The organism is Lichenicola sp. GTC18331, from assembly GCF_055386855.1.
This window is the reverse complement of the sequence record NZ_AP045015.1, coordinates 972,856-994,488: the sequence shown is the minus strand read 5'-3', so window position 1 is coordinate 994,488 and position 21,633 is coordinate 972,856. Positions and strand designations below refer to the sequence as shown.

The 21,633-nt window shown below is 69.8% G+C and carries 21 protein-coding genes; 9 read left to right on the top strand and 12 right to left on the bottom strand.

Features of this window, described 5'->3' with window-relative positions:
• Window positions 1-19 precede the first annotated feature (19 nt).
• Window positions 20-1,345 carry an MdtA/MuxA family multidrug efflux RND transporter periplasmic adaptor subunit gene (locus ACZ5BM_RS04600; protein ID WP_498910218.1) on the bottom strand — a complete coding sequence of 442 codons (1,326 nt, stop codon included), beginning with the start codon at window positions 1,343-1,345 and terminating at the stop codon, window positions 20-22.
• Window positions 1,346-1,708: 363 nt separating this feature from the next.
• On the opposite strand from ACZ5BM_RS04600, the gene ACZ5BM_RS04595 reads away from it, so the two are divergent.
• Window positions 1,709-1,882, top strand: a complete 174-nt coding sequence (locus ACZ5BM_RS04595; RefSeq protein ID WP_498910217.1) for a hypothetical protein — start codon at window positions 1,709-1,711, stop codon at window positions 1,880-1,882.
• A gap of 54 nt (window positions 1,883-1,936) precedes the next feature.
• On the opposite strand, the gene ACZ5BM_RS04590 is transcribed toward ACZ5BM_RS04595, so the two are convergent.
• A complete protein-coding gene (locus tag ACZ5BM_RS04590; protein WP_498910216.1) occupies window positions 1,937-3,361 on the bottom strand; it encodes an MFS transporter in 1,425 nt (474 codons plus the stop codon).
• 118 nt (window positions 3,362-3,479) lie between these two features.
• On the opposite strand from ACZ5BM_RS04590, the gene ACZ5BM_RS04585 reads away from it, so the two are divergent.
• The 5 genes from ACZ5BM_RS04585 to ACZ5BM_RS04565 all read left to right on the top strand — a co-directional run bounded on the left by ACZ5BM_RS04585 (window position 3,480) and on the right by ACZ5BM_RS04565 (window position 6,469).
• Window positions 3,480-3,761 (top strand): CsbD family protein, encoded by a 282-nt coding sequence (locus ACZ5BM_RS04585; protein ID WP_498910215.1) that lies wholly within the window; start codon window positions 3,480-3,482, stop codon window positions 3,759-3,761.
• A gap of 105 nt (window positions 3,762-3,866) precedes the next feature.
• Window positions 3,867-4,490, top strand: coding sequence for a ribonuclease HII (rnhB, locus tag ACZ5BM_RS04580; RefSeq protein WP_498910214.1), 624 nt, complete (start codon window positions 3,867-3,869; stop codon window positions 4,488-4,490).
• On the top strand, window positions 4,487-5,584 hold the full coding sequence (locus ACZ5BM_RS04575; protein ID WP_498910213.1) for a site-specific DNA-methyltransferase: 1,098 nt from the start codon (window positions 4,487-4,489) through the stop codon (window positions 5,582-5,584). The genes rnhB and ACZ5BM_RS04575 overlap by 4 nt, the downstream gene beginning before the upstream one ends.
• 106 nt (window positions 5,585-5,690) lie before the next feature.
• Window positions 5,691-5,825: a hypothetical protein gene (locus tag ACZ5BM_RS04570; RefSeq protein ID WP_498910212.1), complete on the top strand. Its 135-nt coding sequence runs from the start codon at window positions 5,691-5,693 to the stop codon at window positions 5,823-5,825.
• Window positions 5,826-5,833: 8 nt separating this feature from the next.
• A complete protein-coding gene (locus ACZ5BM_RS04565) occupies window positions 5,834-6,469 on the top strand; it encodes a TenA family protein (protein WP_498910211.1) in 636 nt (211 codons plus the stop codon).
• Here the strand turns inward: ACZ5BM_RS04565 and ACZ5BM_RS04560 are convergent.
• Window positions 6,460-7,128, bottom strand: coding sequence for an SOUL family heme-binding protein (locus ACZ5BM_RS04560; protein ID WP_498910210.1), 669 nt, complete (start codon window positions 7,126-7,128; stop codon window positions 6,460-6,462). The genes ACZ5BM_RS04565 and ACZ5BM_RS04560 overlap by 10 nt on opposite strands.
• Before the next feature lie 207 nt (window positions 7,129-7,335).
• Entirely contained in the window at window positions 7,336-8,025 is a 690-nt protein-coding gene (locus tag ACZ5BM_RS04555) for an ArsR/SmtB family transcription factor (protein WP_498910209.1), read from the bottom strand.
• A 77-nt stretch (window positions 8,026-8,102) separates the two neighbouring features.
• Between ACZ5BM_RS04555 and ACZ5BM_RS04550 the strand changes: the two genes are divergently transcribed.
• Window positions 8,103-9,521 (top strand): pyridoxal phosphate-dependent decarboxylase family protein, encoded by a 1,419-nt coding sequence (locus ACZ5BM_RS04550; RefSeq protein ID WP_498910208.1) that lies wholly within the window; start codon window positions 8,103-8,105, stop codon window positions 9,519-9,521.
• Between the two features lie 244 nt (window positions 9,522-9,765).
• Here the strand turns inward: ACZ5BM_RS04550 and ACZ5BM_RS04545 are convergent, their stop codons facing one another.
• From ACZ5BM_RS04545 to ACZ5BM_RS04530, 4 genes are all read right to left on the bottom strand, one after another.
• The gene (locus ACZ5BM_RS04545) at window positions 9,766-10,710 is read right to left on the bottom strand and encodes an EamA family transporter (RefSeq protein ID WP_498910207.1); all 945 of its coding nucleotides are present in this window, start codon (window positions 10,708-10,710) and stop codon (window positions 9,766-9,768) included.
• A gap of 18 nt (window positions 10,711-10,728) precedes the next feature.
• Entirely contained in the window at window positions 10,729-11,418 is a 690-nt protein-coding gene (locus ACZ5BM_RS04540; RefSeq protein WP_498910206.1) for an ankyrin repeat domain-containing protein, read from the bottom strand.
• A gap of 43 nt (window positions 11,419-11,461) precedes the next feature.
• On the bottom strand, window positions 11,462-12,013 hold the full coding sequence (locus tag ACZ5BM_RS04535) for a TspO/MBR family protein (protein WP_498910205.1): 552 nt from the start codon (window positions 12,011-12,013) through the stop codon (window positions 11,462-11,464).
• Window positions 12,014-12,246: 233 nt separating this feature from the next.
• A complete protein-coding gene (locus tag ACZ5BM_RS04530) occupies window positions 12,247-12,774 on the bottom strand; it encodes a TetR/AcrR family transcriptional regulator (RefSeq protein ID WP_498910204.1) in 528 nt (175 codons plus the stop codon).
• A 65-nt stretch (window positions 12,775-12,839) separates the two neighbouring features.
• On the opposite strand from ACZ5BM_RS04530, the gene ACZ5BM_RS04525 reads away from it, so the two are divergent.
• Together ACZ5BM_RS04525 and ACZ5BM_RS04520 are read left to right on the top strand one after the other, a co-directional pair.
• On the top strand, window positions 12,840-13,670 hold the full coding sequence (locus ACZ5BM_RS04525; protein WP_498910202.1) for an alpha/beta fold hydrolase: 831 nt from the start codon (window positions 12,840-12,842) through the stop codon (window positions 13,668-13,670).
• The gene (locus ACZ5BM_RS04520; RefSeq protein WP_498910201.1) at window positions 13,670-14,359 is read left to right on the top strand and encodes an NnrU family protein; all 690 of its coding nucleotides are present in this window, start codon (window positions 13,670-13,672) and stop codon (window positions 14,357-14,359) included. The genes ACZ5BM_RS04525 and ACZ5BM_RS04520 overlap by 1 nt, the downstream gene beginning before the upstream one ends.
• A 113-nt stretch (window positions 14,360-14,472) precedes the next feature.
• Here the strand turns inward: ACZ5BM_RS04520 and ACZ5BM_RS04515 are convergent, their stop codons facing one another.
• From ACZ5BM_RS04515 to ACZ5BM_RS04500, 4 genes are read right to left on the bottom strand one after another with little or no spacing between them, the layout of a single operon-like run.
• The gene (locus tag ACZ5BM_RS04515; protein ID WP_498910200.1) at window positions 14,473-16,662 is read right to left on the bottom strand and encodes a VWA domain-containing protein; all 2,190 of its coding nucleotides are present in this window, start codon (window positions 16,660-16,662) and stop codon (window positions 14,473-14,475) included.
• Window positions 16,659-19,574, bottom strand: a complete 2,916-nt coding sequence (locus ACZ5BM_RS04510; protein WP_498910199.1) for a DUF4159 domain-containing protein — start codon at window positions 19,572-19,574, stop codon at window positions 16,659-16,661. Before ACZ5BM_RS04510 ends, ACZ5BM_RS04515 begins: the two co-directional genes overlap by 4 nt.
• The gene (locus ACZ5BM_RS04505; RefSeq protein ID WP_498910198.1) at window positions 19,571-20,593 is read right to left on the bottom strand and encodes a DUF58 domain-containing protein; all 1,023 of its coding nucleotides are present in this window, start codon (window positions 20,591-20,593) and stop codon (window positions 19,571-19,573) included. The genes ACZ5BM_RS04510 and ACZ5BM_RS04505 overlap by 4 nt, the downstream gene beginning before the upstream one ends.
• A complete protein-coding gene (locus ACZ5BM_RS04500) occupies window positions 20,590-21,615 on the bottom strand; it encodes an AAA family ATPase (RefSeq protein ID WP_498910197.1) in 1,026 nt (341 codons plus the stop codon). The genes ACZ5BM_RS04505 and ACZ5BM_RS04500 overlap by 4 nt, the downstream gene beginning before the upstream one ends.
• Between the last annotated feature and the right edge of the window lie 18 nt (window positions 21,616-21,633).

The window sequence follows — 21,633 nt, the reverse complement described above, 5'->3', positions numbered from 1 at the left end:
CGCCCCGGCAGCAGGCGGTTCATCCGTTGCCGCCGCCCTGGTGCCGGTGATGCTGGACCGCACCCGGCGCCGCATCGTTGCCGGCCGGAGCCGGCGTTTCCGCCGGGATCATCACCTTGCTGCCCGACTTCAGGCGGTCGGTGCCGTCCGTCACCACCACGTCGCCGGCCTTCAGCCCGCTCTCGATCACCACGTCGGCGCCGCCCACCGTGCCGGTCTTCACCGGAACCGTCTTCACCGTGTGGTCCGGCTGCACCACATACACGAACGTACCGTCCGGGCCGGTCTGCAGCGACGCGTTCGGCACCAGAACCACGTCGTGCAGCGTTTCCAGATTGAGGCGCGCGTTCACGAACTGGTTCGGAAACAACTGCTCGTCCACGTTCGGGAAGGTCGCACGCACGCGCACCGTGCCGGTGGAGGTGTCGATGGTGTTGTCCAGCGTCAGCACCGTGCCGGTGGACAGCTTCACCGTGTTGGTGCGGTCGTACGCATCCACCACCAGCGACTTGCCGTCCCGCATCTGCGCCACGACATCCGCGATCTGCGCCTCCGGCAGCGCGAAGATCACCGAGATCGGCTTCAGCTGCGTCACCACGACGAGGCCGTTGGTCTCGCCCGAGGTGATGTAGTTGCCCTGATCCACCTGGCGCAGGCCGACACGGCCGTCGATCGGCGAGATGATGTTGCAGTAGGCCAGATTCTGCTTGGCGCTGGCGATCTCGCCCTCGTCCGTCTTCACCGCGCCCTGATACTGACCGACCACGTATTGCTGGTTCTGCGCGGTCTGCGCGGCGATCGAGTGCTGGCCGAGAAGCAGCGTGTAGCGGGCATTGTCCGCCAGGGCCTGCTTCAACAGCGCCTGATCGCGGACCAGATTGCCTTCGTACTGGGTCAGCGTCGCCTGGTAGAGACGCGGGTCCACCTGCGCCAGCAGATCGCCCTTCCTCACCTCCTGGCCTTCGGTGAACAGCACCTTCAGCAGATAGCCGGAAATCTGCGACTGCACCGTGATGTTGGCGAGCGAGGTCACGGTGCCGAGTTCGGTCAGCACCACGGGCATGTCGCCGGTCCGCGCGCTGGCCACGGCCACCGGCTGCGGCCCGCCGTCGCCCATCGCAGCAGCACCGCGATGATGGCGGCCGCCGGCACCCGCCTCATGCTGCGCGGCCGGCTTGTGCAGAAGCCGGATCGCCACCCAGGCCACCAGCAGCAGGATCAGCAGCCACACCACCAGACGCACCCAACGTCGCTTGCGGGCGGCCGGCTGAACGGCGGAATCGAACGGGGGCGGGTTGGCGTTGGAACGGGGCTGCGGCTGGCGGTTCGTCGGCTCGTCCATCATCTTCCCCAACCGGCCGCCGGCTCTTCGCCGGAGCGCCCCTTGTCCATCCTATCAGCTTTCCCCTCCGCTCGGAGGGGCCGCACGCCGCACGGTTTGATTCAAACTGTTCCGGCGTTCCTCGCTATCACGGAGGCGAGAGGACGAACACGGCAAGATTGTGGCGATGCCCCCGATGGGTCTACGGTGTCGCTTGCAGGACGACGGCGCCGGAAGCGCTTTCCTTCTCTCGTCTCCGTGCTGCCCGCGCCGCTCCGCCACGCTCGTCGGCGATCCGGCACGGCAAACGCCGCGGGAGCGCAGTCCCGCTTGTGCCGCAAGGAGGCGGCCGAAAGCGCCCGAACAAGGGCGCGTTGGGAGGTCGGCATGTTTCGCAAGCTGATGGAGATGGAAACCGAAGCGCTCAGGCGGCTCGCCAGCGAAGAGGACCATGAACAGGATGGGGCCGAACCCAGCGCCTTCCTGCCCAGCATCCTCGCCGCCTTCCGGCCGGTTCTGCCGCTCCGCTTCGCCGTCTGCTCGTCCCGCTTCGACCGCTGAACGCTGCGGACTTCGTCATCACGGGAACGGGCATAACCAGCTGATCCGTTCCCGTTAGCCGTTCGACCGATGCCCACTCAGCTCCGCCCCCGCCGAACGCGGCAACCGCCAGCAGGCCGGGATCGCGAACAACGAACACAGCCCGATCGCAACGAGCCCGATCGCGAAATCCGCCAGACCCGCGCTCGGATGTCCCGACAGAGACGCCGACAACGACACCACGACGGCGGCGATCGAGATCCCCAGCGTCAGCCCGAGCTGCTGCACGGTGGAATACAGCCCGGTCGCAGCTCCCATCCGTTCCGACGGCACATCGGCATAGGCGATGGTGTTCAACGCGGTGAACTGGAGCGACTGGGTGAATCCGGTCACGAACAGCACCGGAAACAACAGCGCCAGCGGCCAGCCCGGCCGGAACCCGGCGCAGCACACCGTCAGGACGCAGGCGCTGGCGCCGTTCAGGAGCAGGGTGCTGCGATAACCGAGCCGCCGCAGAATGGAGGCCGACAGGAAGCGCACCACGATCGAACCCAGTGTGGTGCTGAACGTGATCGCCCCGCTCTGCGCCGCGGACAGGCCGAACCCGATCTGCAACATCGACGGCAGCAGAAACGGCATCCCGCCGATGGCGATCCGGGACGCCGTGCCGCTCAGCACGGAAAGCCGGAACGTTTCCACCCCCAGAAGCGACAGATCGAGCACGGGCGACGCGATCCGACGCGCATGGCGGATATAGAGCCCGGCTGCGACCGCGCCCGTCAGCAGGGTCGGCACCGCAAGGAGGAATCCGGACGGCCCGCCGCGCACCTGCTCCAGCCCGAACACGAGCCCCACCAGGGCGATCGCACTCAGAACCACGCCCAGCCCGTCGAACCGCGTCGCCGCCCTTTCGCGCATCTGTGGGATCAGCCCCGCCGCCACCAGGCCGGCCAGACCGATCGGCACGTTGATGATGAAGATCCAGCGCCAGGACAGGGCGGTGGTGAGAAACCCGCCGATCGGCGGCCCGAGCATCGGCCCCACCGTCGCCGGCATCAGCGTCCAGAACACCGCATTGATCAGCTGGTCCTTGCGCACGCTGCGCATCAGCACCAACCGTCCCACCGGCACCATCAGCGCCCCGCCGCAGCCCTGGACGAAGCGCGCCCCGACCAGGAACGGCAGGGATTGCGACACGGCGCACAGGACCGATCCCGCCGTGAACAAGGCGATGGCGGCGCGGAAGATGGTGCGGCTGCCGAAGCGGTCGGCGATGCGCCCGCTGGAGGGCAGCAGCAGCACGAGACCCAGCAGATAGGCGGTCAGGGCCCCGCTCAGATGCACCGGGCTGGTGCCGAAGGAGTGCGCCATGGCGGGCAGGGCGGTGGACAGCACCGTGCTGTCGAACTGCTCCATCAGCAGGCCGCCGGCCACCAGAAGGGCGATGCGCCGGTGCTCCCGCGACAAGGCGGCCGGGTCCGGGGTCGAGCGTCGAAACATGATCCGCCGCCCAGCATCGACCGGTGCGGGGGAATTGCAACCCCGGAGCGGCCCGGTGCAACCGGACTTCCCGTCCCGCCGTTGCAGCCTCGTCACAACCGCCACGGGAGATCCAGGCATGGTCGACGAGAACCACATCGACGGCGCGATCGACAAAGGCATCGGCCGGGTCAAGGACGCGGTGGGCGGCCTGACCGGCGATCTCGGCCTGCAGGCGGAAGGCAAGGCCAACCAGTTCCAGGGCCATGTGGAACAGGAATATGGCGGGTTCCTCGATCAGGCCCGCGATCAGGTCGAGGAGGCCGCCGAGCTGGTGCGCGACCGTCCGCTGGCGGCGCTGGGAATCGCCGCCGGACTCGGCTTCTTCCTCGGTCTGCTGCTGACTCCGTCGCGCGGCTGAGCCCTCCGGCTGCTTGCCAGCCGGGCGCGAAAAATGGTCTTCCTGGGGCGGACGGCACGTCCCGATTCGCATGGTGCGTTTCGGAGTCGCCGTTCGGGAGCCGGGATGCCGCATTACAGGCGCGAATCGGAGCATGGCGGACGGGTCGCCGGGGTGGACGAGGTCGGCCGTGGGCCGCTCGCCGGTCCCGTGGTGGCGGCCGCCGTGCTGTTCGCCGGCAAGCCGTCGCGCCGTTTGTCCGCCCTGCTGGACGATTCCAAGAAGCTGAACGCCGAGGCGCGGGACGCCGCCTATGCCGCGCTGATCGCCACGCCGGGCATCGCCATCGGCATCGCCGCCGCCTCCGTGCGGGAGATCGAGCAGCTCAACATCCTGCACGCCTCCATGCTGGCGATGACGCGCGCCGTGTCGCGCCTCGCCCAGATCCCCGAGCTGGTGCTGGTGGACGGCAATCGCTGCCCGCCGGGTCTCCTCTGCCCGTCGGTGGCCGTGATCGGCGGCGATGCGGAATGCCTGTCGATCGCCGCCGCCTCCATCGTCGCCAAGGTGACGCGCGACCGGATCATGAGCCGGCTCGCGGCGCGGTTTCCCGCCTATGGCTGGGAGCGTAATGCCGGCTACGGCACCGCGATCCATCGCGACGCGCTACGTGCCAGTGGCCCCACGAAGCACCATCGCAGCGCCTTCGGCACCGTCCGGCAGCTCAGCCTTCTGCTGGAGGCTGCATGATCGGCCAGGCCATGGAACTGCCGCTCGACCAGATCCTGCTCGGCGACTGCATCGACCTGATGCGTCTGCTGCCGGCCGGTTCGGTGGACTGCATCTTCGCCGACCCGCCCTACAACCTCCAGCTTCGCGGCGAGCTGCGCCGTCCCGACGACAGCCTCGTCGACGGGGTGGATGACGACTGGGACAAGTTCGGCGACTATGCCGAATACGACCGCTTCACCCGCGACTGGCTGGCCGAAGCCCGGCGCCTGATGCGCAAGGATGCGACCATCTGGGTGATCGGCTCGTATCACAACATCTTCCGCATCGGCGCCATTCTCCAGGATCTCGGTTTCTGGATCCTGAACGACGTGGTCTGGCGCAAATCCAATCCGATGCCGAATTTCCGCGGCCGCCGCTTCACCAACGCGCACGAGACCATGATCTGGGCCGCGCGCAGCCCGCAGAGCCGCTATCGCTTCAACTACGCCGCCATGAAGGCGCTGAACGACGACGTCCAGATGCGCTCGGACTGGCTGCTGCCGCTCTGCACCGGCAACGAGCGTCTGCGCAACCAGCACGGCCTGAAGCTGCACCCGACCCAGAAGCCGGAATCGCTGCTGCACCGCGTGCTTCTGGCCTCCACCGGCGTGGACGACGTGGTGCTCGACCCCTTCACCGGCACGGGCACCACGGCGGCGATGAGCAAGCGCCTCCGACGCCGCTTCATCGGCATCGAGCGCCACCCGGACTACGCCGAAGCCGCGATCGGCCGCTTCCAGCGCGAACGGCCGCTGCCCATGGATAGCGTGATGCCAAGCCCGGCCAAGCGCGACGCCCCGCGCGTTCCGTTCGGCTCTCTGGTCGAGCGCGGCCTGATCCCGGTCGGCACGCGCGTCACCGACAAGCAGGGCCGGGTCAGCGCCATCGTCTCGCCGGACGGCACGCTGGTCAGCGGCTCCAAGCGCGGATCCATCCACAAGCTCGGCGCCGAACTCACCAACGCCCCCTCCTGCAACGGGTGGACGTTCTGGCATTTCGAGCGCGACGGCGCGCTGGTGACGCTGGATGTCGTGCGGGTGGAATCGTCGGCGGCGCAGGACGCCGCGGAGTAGACCGGCCGATTAAGTTTCATCGTGCAACTTAATCGGGAAGGCCTGGCGGCTTTTGTAACCGAGCGTAACGACGTAACCAGGGCGCGTCCCCTGTCGGAGCGTTCTCGTGGTCCTGTTCTGCCGTATGTCCCGCCTGCTGCTCGGGCTTCTCCTGCTGGCCGCCTGTTCCACCCCGGCGCGGAACGACGGTCCGGTGGATCGCGGCGGTTTCGAGTATAGCCGGCGGGTCCTGAGCTTCTGAGGCGTCCCATGTCCGAGCGCTATTCCGAACAGCTGCGCGCCCTGAGCGAGCCGGACTGGTCCGCGGCGGTGGAGCATCGCTTCGTGCGCGAGCTCTGCGACGGGACGATCGCGCCCGCGGTGATGACGCGCTACCTGATCCAGGATCATCGTTTCCTGGACAGCTTTCTTCGCCTTCTGGGCGCCGCGATCGCCACGGCGGACACCATCGCGGCACGTCTGCGCTATGGCCGGTCGGCCGGCGTGGTGTCGGGCGAGGAGAACACCTATTTCGAGCGCGCCTTTGTGGCACTCGGCGTCGGGCCGGAACGCGATACCGACCCGGATTCCGCTTCCACGGCAGGGTTCAAGGCGCTGATGCTGGAGGCGGCGGCGAGCGGCTCCTATCCGGCGGTGCTGAGCGTGCTCTGTGTCGCGGAATGGCTCTATCTGGACTGGGCGATGCGCGCGAAGCGGCCTTTGCCGGGCGATTTCGTGCATGCGGAGTGGATCACCCTGCACGACAACCCGGATTTCCGGCAGTTCGTGTCCGTGCTGCGGAGCGAGCTGGACCGGGTCGGGCCGGCGGCGGACACGCAATGCCGCGATGTCTTCCGCCGGGCCGTGGCGCTGGAGAAGCGCTTCCTGGACGACGCCTACGGCTGAGCGCGTTTTTCCACCGGCACCGAGACCTCGTTGCGTCGCAGGGGCGGCAGGGTCCAGGGCGGGTCGTAGAAGGCGGCGGACGGGATGCCGTCCGGGGCCCAGCCCGTGCCGCGGAGTTCGTCCAGAAGCATCTGCTTGTGCCGGGCGACCGCGTTCGCATCCGGGCTGCCGGAGAAGCGCAGCACCGCGACCGTGGCGGCGGGGATAGTAAGCAGACGAATGCTGTCGTCATGCGGCTTCGGCGCGTTGGCCGGGGTCACGCCCTCGGGCAGATAGAAGCGGATGATCCAGCGACCGTCCGGCGTCGCCGCGCTCTCGGTCATGGTCACGGTCGCGGGGGCCTGCACGACGGGGGCGGTCATGGCGAGGTGTTTGTCGGCCGCGTTGCCGCCGAAGATGAAGCCGGCGAGGCGGCGGAAGCCGCTGTAGCGCGCGTCGATCTCGGTGCCGGTTTCGGTGCATTCCGCCGCCGGGCGCGGGCCGTAGCGCCGGATCTCGATTGCCGTGTCGCCGGTGCCGATCCTCTGCACCACCGCGTAGGGCGGCTGCGGCGTCCCGCCGCGAATCCCCACCACGGAACACGCGCCGAGCAGGAGGCTGCCCATCAGGGAGGTGGCGGCACGTGTCGCCCGGCTCGTTGGCGAGGATGTTCGGGCCATGCGGATTGTTCCGTCCGGGGAAGACGATGGAAACGGCCAGCCGGCCTGGCGGTTCGCGCACCTGCAGGAGAGGTGAGGCGCTGGTGTCGTTCCGCCGGGCTGCGGGACGGCACGGAGGAGACGATCCGGCGGCATGTGGGTTGCGAGCGTCCCGGTTGGGTGGGACGACGATGCATGCGGATGATGACCCCCGAGAGCGGGTGATCGTCAGCGTTGTCGAGAGAGGATGGGAAAAGCAGTGTCGAAGGCGCGCGCGCCTTTGGCATCGAAGCGGATCGCCCGGCTATCGGCGTCACGCTTCGCCCATCCCAGCGCGAGAATGCGTTCGAGGCACGCTGATCCCAGGCGGCTCGCCAAATGATCCTTGCGTTCGCTCCAGTCCAGACAGGCGACGCAGTCTTGCGTACGCGACAGCAGAGCCGGGTCGATGCCGAATCCCCCCAGGAAGTCGCGGCCTGTGTCCTGAAGAAACAGTTCATCGTCCTGGCGAAGCAGAAATCCGCGCTGGCACAGGCTTTCGAGCATCTGCACCCCTTTCGCACCCGCGAGATGGTCGTAGCAGCGACGGGCCTCCCGCAACGCCGGATCGCGCGGGCCGGTACGGACCCGCAGATGCCCCGTGCGCTCGGCCAGAAGCATGAGGCTTTCCACCGTGTGCGCCACGTCGGCACCGGACAAACGGACATAGCGGTTACGACCCTGCCGGACGGAGACCAGCAGACCTGCCGTTTCGAGCTTGGCGATATGGGCGCTGGCGGTCGGCAGTCCGACATGGGCGGCGCGCGCCAGCTCGCCCACGGTGAGGGCGCGACCGTCCATCAGGTGAGCCAGCATGTCCGCCCGGGCGGCATCTCCGATCAGGGCAGCGATGAAGGCGAAGTTGGGACCGTCTTTCATGGTTCGACCCATAACGAACCATCTCCGATCTCTCCAGAGCTACAGACAGCCGTTGAAACGAAGCGGGGAGCACGAGGATGACAACCGAACCCGATCGGACCGCGCTGGCCACGGCCTATCGCCATGCCGAGCGATGGCTGGCGGAGCTGGACAAACGGTCCATCGGCGCGACAGCCACCATGGAGGAATTGCGCGACCGGTTCGGCAGGCCTTTGGCCGCATCGGGTCTGCCGGCGGATCGGGTTGTCGAAGACCTGGTGCGGAATGCGGAAGGCGGCCTTCTGGGCAGCGGAAGCGGGCGTTTCTTCGGCTGGGTCATCGGCGGCACGCTGCCTTCCGCGCTCGCGGTGGATTGGCTGGTCTCGACCTGGGACCAGAATGCCGCGATCCATGCCTGCAGTCCCGCCGAGGCGATCGTCGAGGAGGTGGCGGGCGGTTGGCTCAAGGACCTGTTCGGCCTGCCCGAGACGGCGAGCTTCGCGTTCACCACGGGAACGCAGGCTGCTCATGTGACCTGTCTGGCTGCGGCACGTCACCGGCTGTTGCGGCAGGCGGGATGGGATGTCGAGCGGGACGGTCTGATGGGTGCGCCACGCCTGCGTGTTCTGACCGGCAGCGAGCGTCACGGTTCGGTCGATCGTGCCTTGCGCCTTCTCGGTTTCGGCACCGCCTGCATGGAAATCCTGCCATGCGACGATCAGGGCAGGATCGTTCCCGAAACCCTGGAGCGCGCTCTGGAAGCGGCCGCCTTGCCGACGATCGTGGTGTTGCAGGCCGGCGACCTCAATATCGGCGCCTTCGACCCCTTCGCCGACCTCGTTCCCATCGCTCGTCGGCATGGGGCGTGGGTTCATGTCGATGGTGCTTTCGGCCTCTGGGTCCGTGCCTGTCCCGCTTATCGCCATCTCGCCGCCGGCGTCGATCTGGCGGATTCCTGGACGAACGATGGCCATAAATGGCTGAACACGCCGTTCGATTGCGGCTATGCCGTCGTGCGAGATGCCGAGGCGCATCGCGCAGCGTTCTCCTTCCGGGCGAGCTATGCGCAACCGGTCGGCTCCGCGCGCGATCCGATCGACTGGAATCCCGAATGGTCGCGACGCGGTCGGGCACTCCCGACCTACGCGGCTTTGCGGGAGCTGGGGCGGGACGGGGTTGCCGATCTGATCGGGCGGAGTTGCGACCATGCGCGTGCACTGGTCGCTGGCATCGGCGCGCTTCCCGGGGTGCGCATCGAATGGTTGCCGACGATCAATCAGGGGCTGTTGCGCTTCCTCGCTCCGGCGCCCGATGCGACAGCGGCCGACCATGACCGCAGGACCGACGCCGTCATTGCGGAGGTGGTGTCGGGAGGGGCTGCTTTTTTCAGCGGGACGACCTGGCGCGGCAAGCGCTGCATGCGCGTGTCGGTGTGCAACTGGCGCACAGGGCAAGCGGATATCGATCGTTCGATCAAGGCCGTCAGCGAGGCGATCGCTGGTCTTGCTGGCGCATAGAGCGTGTCCGGCGGATTGGGCCGTGACATAGGGCGCCGTCAACCGACCGGCGCGCGTGTCGCGGCGGCACAGCCCCAGAGCGACGCTCCCACCATCCGACGGCTGTTCGGTCGACCGTGACGACTGGTTCCCGGATGGCTCTCGATGTGGCCGGGCCCGCTTCGTGACGGGCGCATGGATGTCGCTTCGACGACGTGGCCCGTTGTGGTTTGGGGGGCGGGATCCGTGTGGGAGGGGACTGCGCTCAGGGGCCGGATTCGGGGAGGGCGTGTTCCGGCGGGGGCTTGTCTGTGAGGGCGCTGCCGAGGGAGGCGACGACGATGCCGCCGATCGCCAGCCAGCGCGCGGCGGACAGGTGTTCGCCGAGCAGCAGCAACCCGGCGATGGCGGCCATGGCCGGTTCCAGCGACATCAGGATGGAGAAGCCGCGCATGCTCATGCGGCGCATGGCCATCATCTCGATGGAATAGGGCACGGCGCTGGACAGCAGCGCCATGCCGAGTGCTGCCGGCAGCAGCCAGTCGGCGCGGAACAGCACCGGCAGGGCCGGCAGGGAGGCGGGGGCGGTGACCAGGGCGGCGCAGCCCATACCGAGCGCCGTCGCCGTGACGCCGGAAAGATGCTGCCCCAGCCTGCGTCCCGCCAGGATGTAGATCGCCCAGGCTGCGGCGGCGAGCAGGGCCAGACCGACGCCGACGAGATCGAGCGCGTGTCTGTTCTGCCAGGGCTGCATCAGGAACAGCAGGCCGGACAGGGCGAAGGCGACCCAGATGAGGTCGAGCGGGCGTCGGGAGCCCGCCAGGGCCAGAAACAGCGGTCCCATGAACTCGATCGCCACGACGATGCCGAGCGGCAGCCTTTGCAGGGCCAGGTAGAACACGATGTTCATGGCGCCGAGTGTGGCGCCGTAGACGAGGATCGCCCCGATCGCGGCGCCGGGGCGTGCGAGGCGGACGGGGTTCCGACTGTGCATGCGCCATGCGAGCGGAAACAGGATCAGCGCGGCGAACAGGATGCGCAACGCCGCCGTATGGGCGGCGCCGAGCAGCGGGAACAGCGACTTGGCGAGGCTGGCGCCGATCTGCACCGACACCATGCCGAACAGAAGCGCGCCCAGCGTCGCCACCCGTTCGAGCCGTGCGGGGGGATGCGGAGCGCCCGGCCCGGCGCCCGCGACCGGAGCCGTCACGACGCGAAAACCCGGTGTCTAGGAGCCGCCGAAGCCCAGAAAGCCGATCTGGGGCTGCGGCGTGCCGCCATCCGCTGCGTACTGGCGGGCCTTGGTCTGGCTGCGCCCGGGCTCGCGCGCGGCCACCGCCGTGTCGTGTCCCTTGCGTCCGTGCTTCTCCTTGGACGCCACCACCTTGACCGGGGCGGCTTCCGCCGTGGCGACGGAGGCGACCGGCGGGCCGTCGATGGTGTTGCGCATGGACAGCAGCAGGAAGGTGATGTCGTTGCGGTTCAGGTCGATCGCCATGTCGAGCGGCGACTGGCCCAGCACGTTCTTGCCGTTCAGATCGGCGCCGCGTCCCAGCGCTTCCTTGGCCGATGTGATGTCGCCGCGGTTGATGGCGTCGAACAGGGCGGCCGTCGGCTCCATGTCCAGGCTGGCATGGCCGGATGTGGCGGTCGCCTCATCCGTCACCGCGCCGGGGATCGCCGGCGGCGGGGCTGCCGCGCGCGCATCGGCCTTAGCCTGCGCCTTGGCGGCGGCGTCGGCCGCATCGGCTTCGTCGTTCGGGTTGCTGCCCGGTGCCGCGCTGGGATTGCCCATGCTGAACTGCGCCATGGCCGCATGGATCGGCAGGACGGTCGGGGCGGCGGCCAGAATCAGGACGGTCATGCAGGGGCGCAGGAAGCGCCCGAAATCCGTCTGCGAACCCTTGAACAGATGCATCTCTCGTTTCCGTCTTCCGCGCGTCTTCGCGTGCGGCGATCCTTCAGCCCGGGTTGAGCCAGGCGATCCCGGCTGTCAGCCAGGTCGCGTAGCACACCCAGACGAAGGATGGTGCCATCAAAACGCAGCCTGTGCGATCGACGGCGCGGAAATCGCGCAGAGCGAGGCCGGACAACAGCACGGAGAACAGGCCGAATCCGATCGCCGCATCCGCCTTGTGCAGCACGAAGAAGCAGACGGACCAGACCAGCCCGGTCATCAGCGTCCAGCACCAGAGCAGCAGCGCCCTGTGCCGTGGCGGCACGCGACGGGCGCGCCAGACCCTCCAGGCCGCGACCGCGACCGGCATCGCCAGCACGGCCCAGCAGACCGGGAAACCGAACGCCGGCAGCGCGCCCGGCGGCCGTCGCAGCAGCGCGTACCAGCCCAGCAGCGACGGCCATGCGAGCAGGGCGCCGACGCCCGCCGAGCCGAGGCTGAGCAGGACGAATCCGAGCAGTACCACCATCGGGTTAGGCAGGCCGCGTCCTGGCATGCGGGAGGCTGACTGGAAGGCACGAACTCCTTGAACCGCGCGCGAGGTTCCCGCGCGCATGGTGCCGTGTCCGGGCGTTCCGTCGCAACACCCAAGTCTGTAACAGCGAAGTCGGCGCGTCGTGCGGGAAGGGCGCCGGGTTCAAGAAACGTTCTCTGCCGAAGGAAAGAAGCAGAGAAATCTCATTCGTTTTGAAAAACGATCGCGGCTCTCTCCAGGCCCAGCGGACGGAGGTCTTTTTGCTTCTTTTTCTCCAGAAAAAAAGAACCTCTTGCTGGATCGCGGAAGGCTCTTCAGCCGAGACGATCGGTAAAGAACCGGATCGCCGCTTCCGGGTCTTCGCCGGGTCCGAGACGGCCGCTCGCCTCGATCACCGCAAGACCCTGCACGAGTGCGCGACAGGCGAGCCTTGCCGCCGCGCTGTCGTCGGGAGCGAGTTCGCTGGTGCGCCGTTTCAGCACGTCGCCGGCGCGATCGACGGAGGGGCTTCCGGCATTGCCGCGGCAAGGGCCGAACATCAGGCGGAACAGGGCGGGATGCGCGCGGGCGAAGCGCGTGAAGGCGACGCCCTGGCCGTAGAGGGCTTCACGCGGATCGGCATCGGTATCCGCGGCCAGCAAGGCGTCTCCGAGCAGGGCGAAGCCTCGATCGGCGACCGCAGCCAGTAGCGCCGCCTTGTCCTCGAAATGACGGTAGGGGGCCATGGCCGACACGTTCGCGTCGCGGGCGACGGCGCGCAGGCTCGGGACGTCGCCGTCACGTTCCAGAAGCGCCAGGGCACTTCGCAGCAGGTCGGCGCGCAGCCCCTCTTCGGATTGCATTTGACGTTCCGCTTACAGTGTATACAGTGCTGCTTACATTGTAAGCGTGTGGGAGCGCGTGGTCCATGACCATGAAGACGATCCGGACCGGGCTGGGTCCGATCGCGTATGACGATCAGGGCGATGAAAGGCGGCCGGTGGCGTTGCTTTGGCCGAGCCTGTTCGCCGATCACCGGATGTGGACGGCGCAGGTCGCGGCGCTCAGGGAGGCGGGCTGGCGCAGTCTGGCGATCGATCCGCCGGGTCATGGCGACAGCCCGGGCCCTGGCCGGTCGTTCACCATGGACGAGTGCGCGCAGGTGGCGCTGGCGCTGATCGACACGCTGCCGGCGGAGGTTCCGGTGGTGATGATCGGCACATCCTGGGGCGGCATGATCGCGCCGCGCGTGGCGCATGCGCGGCCGGGGCGGCTTGCCGGGCTGGTGATGACGAACACGACCGCCGAAGCGCCAGCCCTCAAGACGAAGCTGACCGCGATGCTGCTGACGGTGATGCTGGCCGTTCCGGCGATCGATCGCCGGGTGGATGCCATGCTTCTGTCGATGCAGTTGAGCGCACGGACGCGGAGCGAGCGGCCCGAGATCGGTCGCACCTATGCCGAACGGTTCCGGTCCTTCGCGCGCAAACCGTTCATCCGGGCGGTCGATTCCGTGCTGGTGCGGCGCGACGCGTTCCTGGACCGGCTGCACGCGGTGGAGACGCCGGCTCTCCTGCTGTCCGGCGCCGACGACACCATCCTGCCCACGGCGATGAGCCGCCGGATCGTGGACCGCATGCCTCGGGCCGAACTGATCGAGATCGCGGGTGCCGCGCATCTCGTGCCACTGGAGAAGCCGGAGGAGATGAATGCGCTGATGCTCGACCGAATGGGGCGCTGGATTGAGGGACGACGGTGATGGACGGTGTGTTTCTGGTGGCGTTGGGCGCCGTCTCGTTCGTGGGGACGCATTTCGCCATGTCGCATCCGTTGCGTCGGCCGCTCGTCGCGCGTTTGGGTGAAGGCGGCTTCAGCCGTGCCTATTCGGTCGTCTCCTTTCTCACGCTCGGCCTGACGATCTGGGCCTATGCCGAGGCGCCCGTGACGGCGCCGGCCTGGCCGGTCGGCGATGGCCTGTGGGTTGTGGCGACGGTGCTGATGCTGGTCGCGTCCGTCCTGTTGATCGGCTCCCTGATCCGCAATCCGGCCCTGCCCGGCGCGGGAAGCGTCGCGACGGCCAAGGCCGTCGGCGTTTATGCCGTCACCCGCCATCCGATGATGTGGTCGTTCGCGATCTGGGGCATCGCGCACGTTCTGGTCTGGCCGATCAGCAAGAACGTCGTTCTGTCCGGGGCGATGATCGTGCTGGCCCTGGTCGGTGCGGTGATGCAGGACCGGAAGAAGGCGCGGCTCGATCCGTCGGGATGGCCGGTCTGGGAGAGCCGGACGAGCTACTGGCCGTTCGTCGCGATCACGCGGGGACGGGCGCGTTTCGGCAGTTTCGGTCTTCCTGCGACACTGGGCGGGCTGGTCTTGTGGCTGTTCGCCTCCTGGGCGCATCTCCCGGCGACGGGGTGGGCGGCCGGGATCTGGCGCTGGATCGGGTAGGCGGGGAGCGGAACGGGCCGGGCGGATGTCACCGCCGGCTCCGGTCCTGACCGATCGGATCGGCCGCTCTCCCCGAATGTTTCGATGAGTCTTTCTATCGGCCGGATGATGGTCTAGCCGCGTTCGGCGTCGCGACGCCGTCCGCCTTCGCGCCACCAGCCGAACAGGAACAACAGCAGCGCCAACGGCAGCACCAGGACGGCGGGGAGCAGCGGATGGGCGCGTTCGCCAGTGACGGCGTGCGCACCGTGATCGCGCAGGCCGATCCAGTCCGGGCCGGTATCGGCGCCGTCGCGTCCGACCAGACGGAGGGCGGGGGTGCGGGCGGGGTCGTAACGGTCGCCGAGCCAGTGGATGCTGCCGCCGGTGGCCTCGACGAGAGGGCGGAGCGGGCCGGCGGTGGCGCGCAGATCGGCCATTTCCACCGGATCGCCGGGGCTGGCGGCGGCGAAGGCCTGCGCATCGCCGATCGTGGCTTCCCAGATGCCGGGCATGTCGGCCGGCATGCTGCCGGTTTCGGTGCCGTTCCGGCCGGGCTTGAGCGGCAGGTCGTGTTTGCTGCCGTCCGGGGCGGTGATTTCTGCGCTGGGGGCGGGGGTGCCGGACACGGAATGGCGCTGCACGGACAGGATGCCGTTCTGGATGGAGGCGGAGAGGCGCTCTTCTTCCAGCTCCGGCTCCTTCATCAGCCAGTGTGCGAGCCGGCGCAGCAGTTCGGCCTGTGGACCGCCGCCGTTCTCGCCGCGCGACCAGAGCCAGAGCTGATCCGAGAGAAGCAGCGCTACGCGGCCCTTGCCGACATGGTTCAGCAGCAGCAGCGGGGTGTCGCCGGGGCCGGACAGCAGCACCTCCGTGCCGGGGGCCAGCGTGTCCTTGTCGGCGCGAAGGGCGCGATACCAGTCGCCCCAGCCGCGATCGGCGCCGAGTTTCGGGTCGGAGGGCGGTTCCTGCGGCAGGTCGGCGGTGACGGGATGGCGGCGTCCGAGCGGGGTGGGGAGCGGCTGGAAGCGCTGTTCCACCAGACCGCCCTGTTCGGGCACGCGGACCGGCAGGATGTCGCCGAGCGGCGTGTCCTGGAGGGTGCCCGGGCCGATGAATTCCGGGCCTGCGGTGACGAGGAGGCCGCCGCCGTTGCGGACGAAATCGGCGATGTTGCCGAGATAGGACATGGGCAGGATGCCGCGATTCTCGAAGCCGTCCAGGATGATCAGGTCGAACGAGCCGATCTTGTCCTGGAACAGCTCGCGGATCGGGAAGGCGATCAGGGCCAGCTCGCTGAGCGGGGTGGAATCGTCCTTGTAGGGCGGGCGAAGGATGGTGAAATGCACCAGCTCCACCGCCGGGTCGGCTTTCAGCAGCCGGCGCCAGACGCGCTCGCCCTGGTTGGGCGTGCCGGACACGAGCAGCACGCGCAGATGATCGCGCACACCGTCGATCCGCACCACGGCGTCGTTGTTGATCGGTGAGACCTCGCCGGGCAGGGCGGAGGCGTGCAGCGACAGGAAGAGCGGTCCGGGGGCGGTGACGGGGACGGCGATGTCCTGCGGCGTGCCGGCCGTGATCGGGCGTTGTTCGGGCTCGCCGCCGTTGCGTTGGATGGTCAGCGTGGCCTGAGCGCCCGGCGGGGTGGGGCCGAGATCGTCGAGCTGCACGCGAATGGTGGCGTTCTGGCCGACGATGGCGAAGGGCGGCGCCTGGAGCACGCGCAGGCGGCGGTCGATCTGTTCGTGCGCGGCCGGGATCAGCACATGGAGCGGCGTATCCGGGTTGCCGGGCGGAAACGGGTGCGGGATCCGGGCCGGGACGTCGTGGGCCTGTCCGTCGGTGATGGCGACGATCGCGGCGATGCGGCCGCCGCCGGCGCCTGAGGCGGGCACGCTTTCCGCCGCGCGCCGGATCGCGTCGGCGAGATGGGTGCCGCCGGTCTGGTCGTGCCCGTCGCCGCCCGTGACCGGGACGGTGCACACGGTGATGCCGGGGAGCGCGGCGGCTTCCTCCCGGATGCGTTCGGCGGTCCGGTCGGCGATGGCCTGACGATCGCCGATGCGCATGGAGGCGGAGCGGTCCACCAGCAGCAGCAGGGTCTGGTTCAGCGGGCGCCAGTCCTGCTGCAGCAGGGTCGGGCCGGACAGCCAGGCGAGCAGCAGCGCGAAGCCGAGGCCGCGCCAGACGGCGCCGCTGGCACGCCGGACGAGCGCCAGCGCGATCACGAGGAGGCAGACCGCGCCCAGCGCCCAGAGCAGGAAGGCGGGCAGGAGCGGGGAGAAGCCGATACTGTCGGCGCCGGACAGGAAGCGGCTCACGGGTTGGGGTCTCCGGCATCGGCGGGTGCGTCGCCGCCGGGCTGGGCGGGGGCCTGACCGAGCCGTTTCAGCAGGGCGGGCACATGCACCTGATCGGCCTTGTAGTTGCCGGTGAGGGCGTAGATCACGGCGTTGACGCCGAAGCGGTAGGCCGCGGTGCGCTGCGCGTCCCCGCCGGGGATGGTGGCGAACGGATAGCCGCCATTGCCGTCCGTGGCCCAGGCGGCGGCCCAGTCGTCGGCGCCGATGATCACCGGGCTCACGCCGTCATTGCCGCTGTCCTCGGTGGTGGCGACCCAGACCGGGGCGCCGTCGTATCGGCCCGGCGTGCCGTGCAGAAGATAGAAGGTGCGGTTCAGCACGTTGCCCGGCGGCAGGATGGTGAGGGGCGGGATGTCGAGGCCGGTGGTGGCGAGGCGGAGCGCCTGCCTGGTGCCGGGCACGACGGGAACGTAACCGGTGTCGGTGCCGGCGCCTTCGGCCGCGCCCTGCGTGTCGATCAGCAGGATGCCGCCATGGCTCATGAAGCTGTTCAGCGCCTGCTGCCATTTCGGATCGGGTGCGGTGTGCACGGTTTGCGGCGTCACCGGCCAGTAAAGCATCGGGTAGAAGGCGAGATCGTCGCGTCCCGGCACCACGCCGTCCGGCTCGCCGAGACGGGCGGAGGTGCGGGCATTGGCGTAGTGCGACAGGCCTTCGAGCCCCTGGCGTGAGACGGCATCGGTGGCCTCGTCGCCGGTGACGACATAGGCGAGCCGGGTTTCCAGAGCCGGTCCGGGGGCGGGGCCGTTCGGGTCGGTGGCGGCGGCGGGCGGCGCGTCCGGCTGAGCGCGCGCGGGCTCGGCATGGCCCAGGGCCAGAACGGGCACGAGCAGCAGCGGGACGAGCAGGGTCGCGTCGCGACTGGGTGGCTGGGTCGCGCTGCGACGGGGCAGCGGCAGGAGGCCGCGCAGGATCAGCGTCGCCAGCAGATCGAGCACGAGCAGAAGAAGGGCCGTGGCGAGCAGCCAGGGGCCGAGATGCTGTCCGCTGCGGCGGCCGGACAGATCACCTGGCGTGCCGATCGGGGCTTCGGCGCGGAGCGGTGCGGCGTCGTCGGCGAGGTTGAGGGCGCGTCGGAAGCTGGCGGGACCGTACAGCCCGGGCGGATGCGTGGCGGTGGCTTCCGTATGGCCGAACGCGTCTGCGGCGAGCGGGCGCGCGGAAGGCGGCGGCGGGGCGAGCTGGCCGTCGCCGGTCAGGATCTCGGCCGGTTGCAGCAGGACGTCGCCGGCGGGGGTCTGCACGCCGACCGCGCGTTCCACCAGGCGTTGCAGCATGGCCGGAAACAGGCCGCTGAGCGGCAGGTTGGACCAGTCCGCCGTGCTGGTGACGTGAAACAGGACGAGCTGGCCGCTGCCGAGGCGGGCATGGGTGACGAGGGGCGTGCCGTCGGTGAGGCGGGCCCAGCTATGGTCGGCGAGATCGGTGGCGGGGGCGGCCAGGACCTGACGCGAGACCAGGACGTCGTCCGGCACGGAAAGACCGGCGAAGGGGGTGTCGCTGCCGAACGGGGCCGGGTGTTCCGGGTGGCTCCAGGACATGGCCCCACCGAGCTGGCGCGCGCCGCCCAGCAGGGCGACGGGGAGGAGGCGGTCGGCGGGTGTGCCCTGAGCGGCGCCGTGGATGGCGTCGGGTGTCGGAGTGGCCCCGTCCGGCTCGTCGTCGGGGGTGGCGGTTTCGGCGGCGAGGCGGGGGCCGGCGAAGCGGATCAGAGTGCCGCCCTCGCGGACGAAGGCGGCGACGCGCCGGCGCGCGTCCTCGCTGTCGAGCGTGCCGTCCGGCGCCACCAGAACGGAAAGAGGGCGGCTGAGAAGCGTATCGAGCTTCCCTTCGCGGAGTTCGGCGACGGGTGACAACGCGCGGCGGAGATAGAACAGGCTGCCGAGCAGCGGCGTATCGGCGCCTGTGCCGCTGGTGAGCAGACCGACCGGGCGGCGGCGGTCGCCCTCGTCCAGCAGGCGCACGCCGCCGGCCCCGCTGGATGCGCCGCCGGGCTGGTCCAGCACCAGCCGGGCCAAACGGTTGCGGAGTTCGCTGGGCACGGTGAGGGCGGCTTCGGCGTTGGACGCCCCGGCGGCGACGGGCACCGTCTGGCGGGCCAGCACTTCGCCGTTGGCGCTTTCGCCGCGCAGAACGAGGGTGCGCGCAGCGGGCGCGGGCAGAAGGAGGAGCGGAAGCCTGAGCCCGTCCACGGAGATGGCGGGGCGGCCGGGCAGGGCGATGCTGGCGGCGCCGCGCTTCTCGTCCACGGGGCCGACCGCGCGCAGGGCGGCGGCGAAGCGGTCGTCGCCGGGTTGGGCCACGCCGTCGGCGATGTAGAGCACGCTTCCATGCAGGGGATGGCTGCCGAGCGCCGTGGCGGCGGCGGCACGATCCGGGCTCCAGCTCATCGGCGTCTCGGCACGCAGGCGCGCGCGCAGGGCGCTGGCCGAGCCCGGGGCGGTGGGGGCGGGAGCATTGCCGCTCCGGTCCGGGGCGGTGAGCAACAGCGAGACCGGGCGGTCGCGTCGTGCGGCGTCTTCCAGCGCGTCGTCGGCGGCCTGAAGACGGCTGGACCAGTCGGCGGCGGATTGCCAGCCATTGTCGATCGCCAGCAGCAGCGCGCCGCTTTCGGAACCGGCGGGCGGAGGGGCTGCATCGCGCACCGGTCCGGCCAGACCCAGCACCAGCAGGAACACGGCGAGCAGGCGCAGCAGCAGCAGCCAGGGCGGTACGCGCCGGGCTTCGCGCAGGCGGCTTTGCAGGCCGTGCAGCAGCCGCAGCGGCGGAAAGGCTTGTGTGCGCGGGGCCGGCGGCAGGGCGCGCAGCAGCCACCAGAGCGCCGGAAGAGCCAGCAGGCCGAGCAGCAGGAGGGGATGCAGCAGGATCAACGCGGGGGCATCCGGGCGGCGCCGCGCCTGGGCGCGATCGCGTCATGCAGGGCGAGCAGCAATGTTTCGGGGCGCTGCCCGGTGTCGTGGGTGAGCAGGGAAACGCCTGTGGCGGCGCAGAGCCGGGACAGGGCTTCACGATGGGCACGCATGGCCTGGCCGTAGCCGTCCCGGATATCGCCGGCCTGCGGCACCAGGATTGGGGTTTCGCCTTCCAGCCCCTCGAAGCGTGTGCGGCCCTGGAACGGAAGGGTGAGCTCGGCAGGGTCGAGAATCTGCACCAGGACCGGCCTGACCGGCACGCGGGCCAGGGCGGAGAGAAGGGAAGCTGTTTCGGCAGGCGGCGACAGGAAATCGCCGACCAGCACCGCGCCGGCATGACGCGGCAGTTCGCCCGGGGCGGGCAGGGACGGACCGGTCTCGTTCGGCTCCGACAACATCAGCGTGGCCAGACGCTCCACCCCGCCGCGCGCGGCCAGACGGGTGCGGCCGCCGCGATCGTCGAGGAGGGAGAGGTGCTCTCCGCCGCGCAGAAGGCCGATGCCGAGCGCCAGCAGCACGAGTTCGGCGCGGTCGCGCTTGGTGGGCAGGGAGGGTGCGGAGCGCCAGCCCATGCTGGGCGAGCGGTCGCGCCAGACGCAGACGGTCTGCGCCGCTTCCCACTCGGTCTCGCGCACGAACAGGCGGTCGCCGCGCGCGGATTGGCGCCAGTCGATGCGCGCGGTGGATTCGCCGGGCGAAAGCGGGCGGTATTGCCAGAAGCTGTCACCGACCCCGGCGCGCAAGCGGCCATGCACGCCGCCTGCGACGGTGGCGGCGATCCGCTCCGCATCCGCGAGCAGAGGCGGGAGCCGCGCGGCGAGGGCCTCGGCGGCGGCGCGTCCGGTGGCGGCGGTTCTGCCGTTGCGTGCCGGGCCGGCCGGCGCGCCCGGTGCGGCACCGTGCCGCTCCCGCCGTCCGAGCGAACGCAGCAGGGTGCGGAACGCGCCGCCGGCTCCCGTGTCTGTCCGGTCGATCAACCGAGGCGCCGCACCAGCCCGTCGATCAGGTCGGACAGGGTGATGCCCTCCGCACGGGCGGAAAAGGACAGGGCCATGCGATGGCGCAGAACCGGATGCGCCAGGGCGGCGACGTCGTCGATCGAGGGCGACAAACGGCCGCCCAGAAGGGCACGGGCGCGGGTGGCGAGCATCAGCGCCTGCGCCGCGCGCGGGCCGGGGCCCCAGGCGAGGGAGCGGCGCAGCGTGTCGTCCGCGGCGGTGTCGGGGCGGGCGCCGCGCACCAGCGACAGGATCGCGTCCACAACGCTCTCGCCGATCGGCAGGGCGCGGACCAGGGTCTGCGCCGCTTCGAGTTCGTCCGGCGCCAGAACCGGCTGCACGACGTGATGCGCGGTGCCGGTGGTGGCGAGCAGCATGGCCCGCTCGGCGGCGAGATCGGGATAGGACAGGTCGATCTGCAGCAGGAACCGGTCGAGCTGCGCTTCCGGCAGGGGATAGGTGCCTTCCTGCTCGATCGGGTTCTGGGTGGCCAGCACGTGGAACGGGGACGGAAGCGGCTGGTCGGTGCCGGCTACCGCGACCTTGTGTTCCTGCATCGCTTGCAGCAGCGCGGACTGGGTGCGCGGGCTGGCGCGGTTGATCTCGTCGGCCATCAGCAGCTGGGTGAAGACCGGGCCCTGGATGAACCGGAAGGCGCGCCGGCCGGCGGCGTCTTCTTCCAGGATCTCGGAGCCGGTGATGTCGGCCGGCATCAGATCCGGGGTGAACTGCACGCGGCGGGCGCCCAGGCCCAGCACCGTGCCGAGCGTTTCCACCAGCAGCGTCTTGCCGAGGCCGGGCGCGCCGACCAGCAGCGCGTGACCGCCGGACAGGATCGCGGTCAGCACCTCGTCGACCACGCTCTGCTGGCCGAAGATCACCGCGCCGATCTCGGAACGCACCGCGCCGAGCCGGTTGATGAGCGCATCCGCCGCCCCGACCGGATCGGCGCCCGTTCCGAACCGGTCCGCGGCTGATCTCGACTCGCCCGGTTCCACCATCTCGCCTCGCTTCCTGGT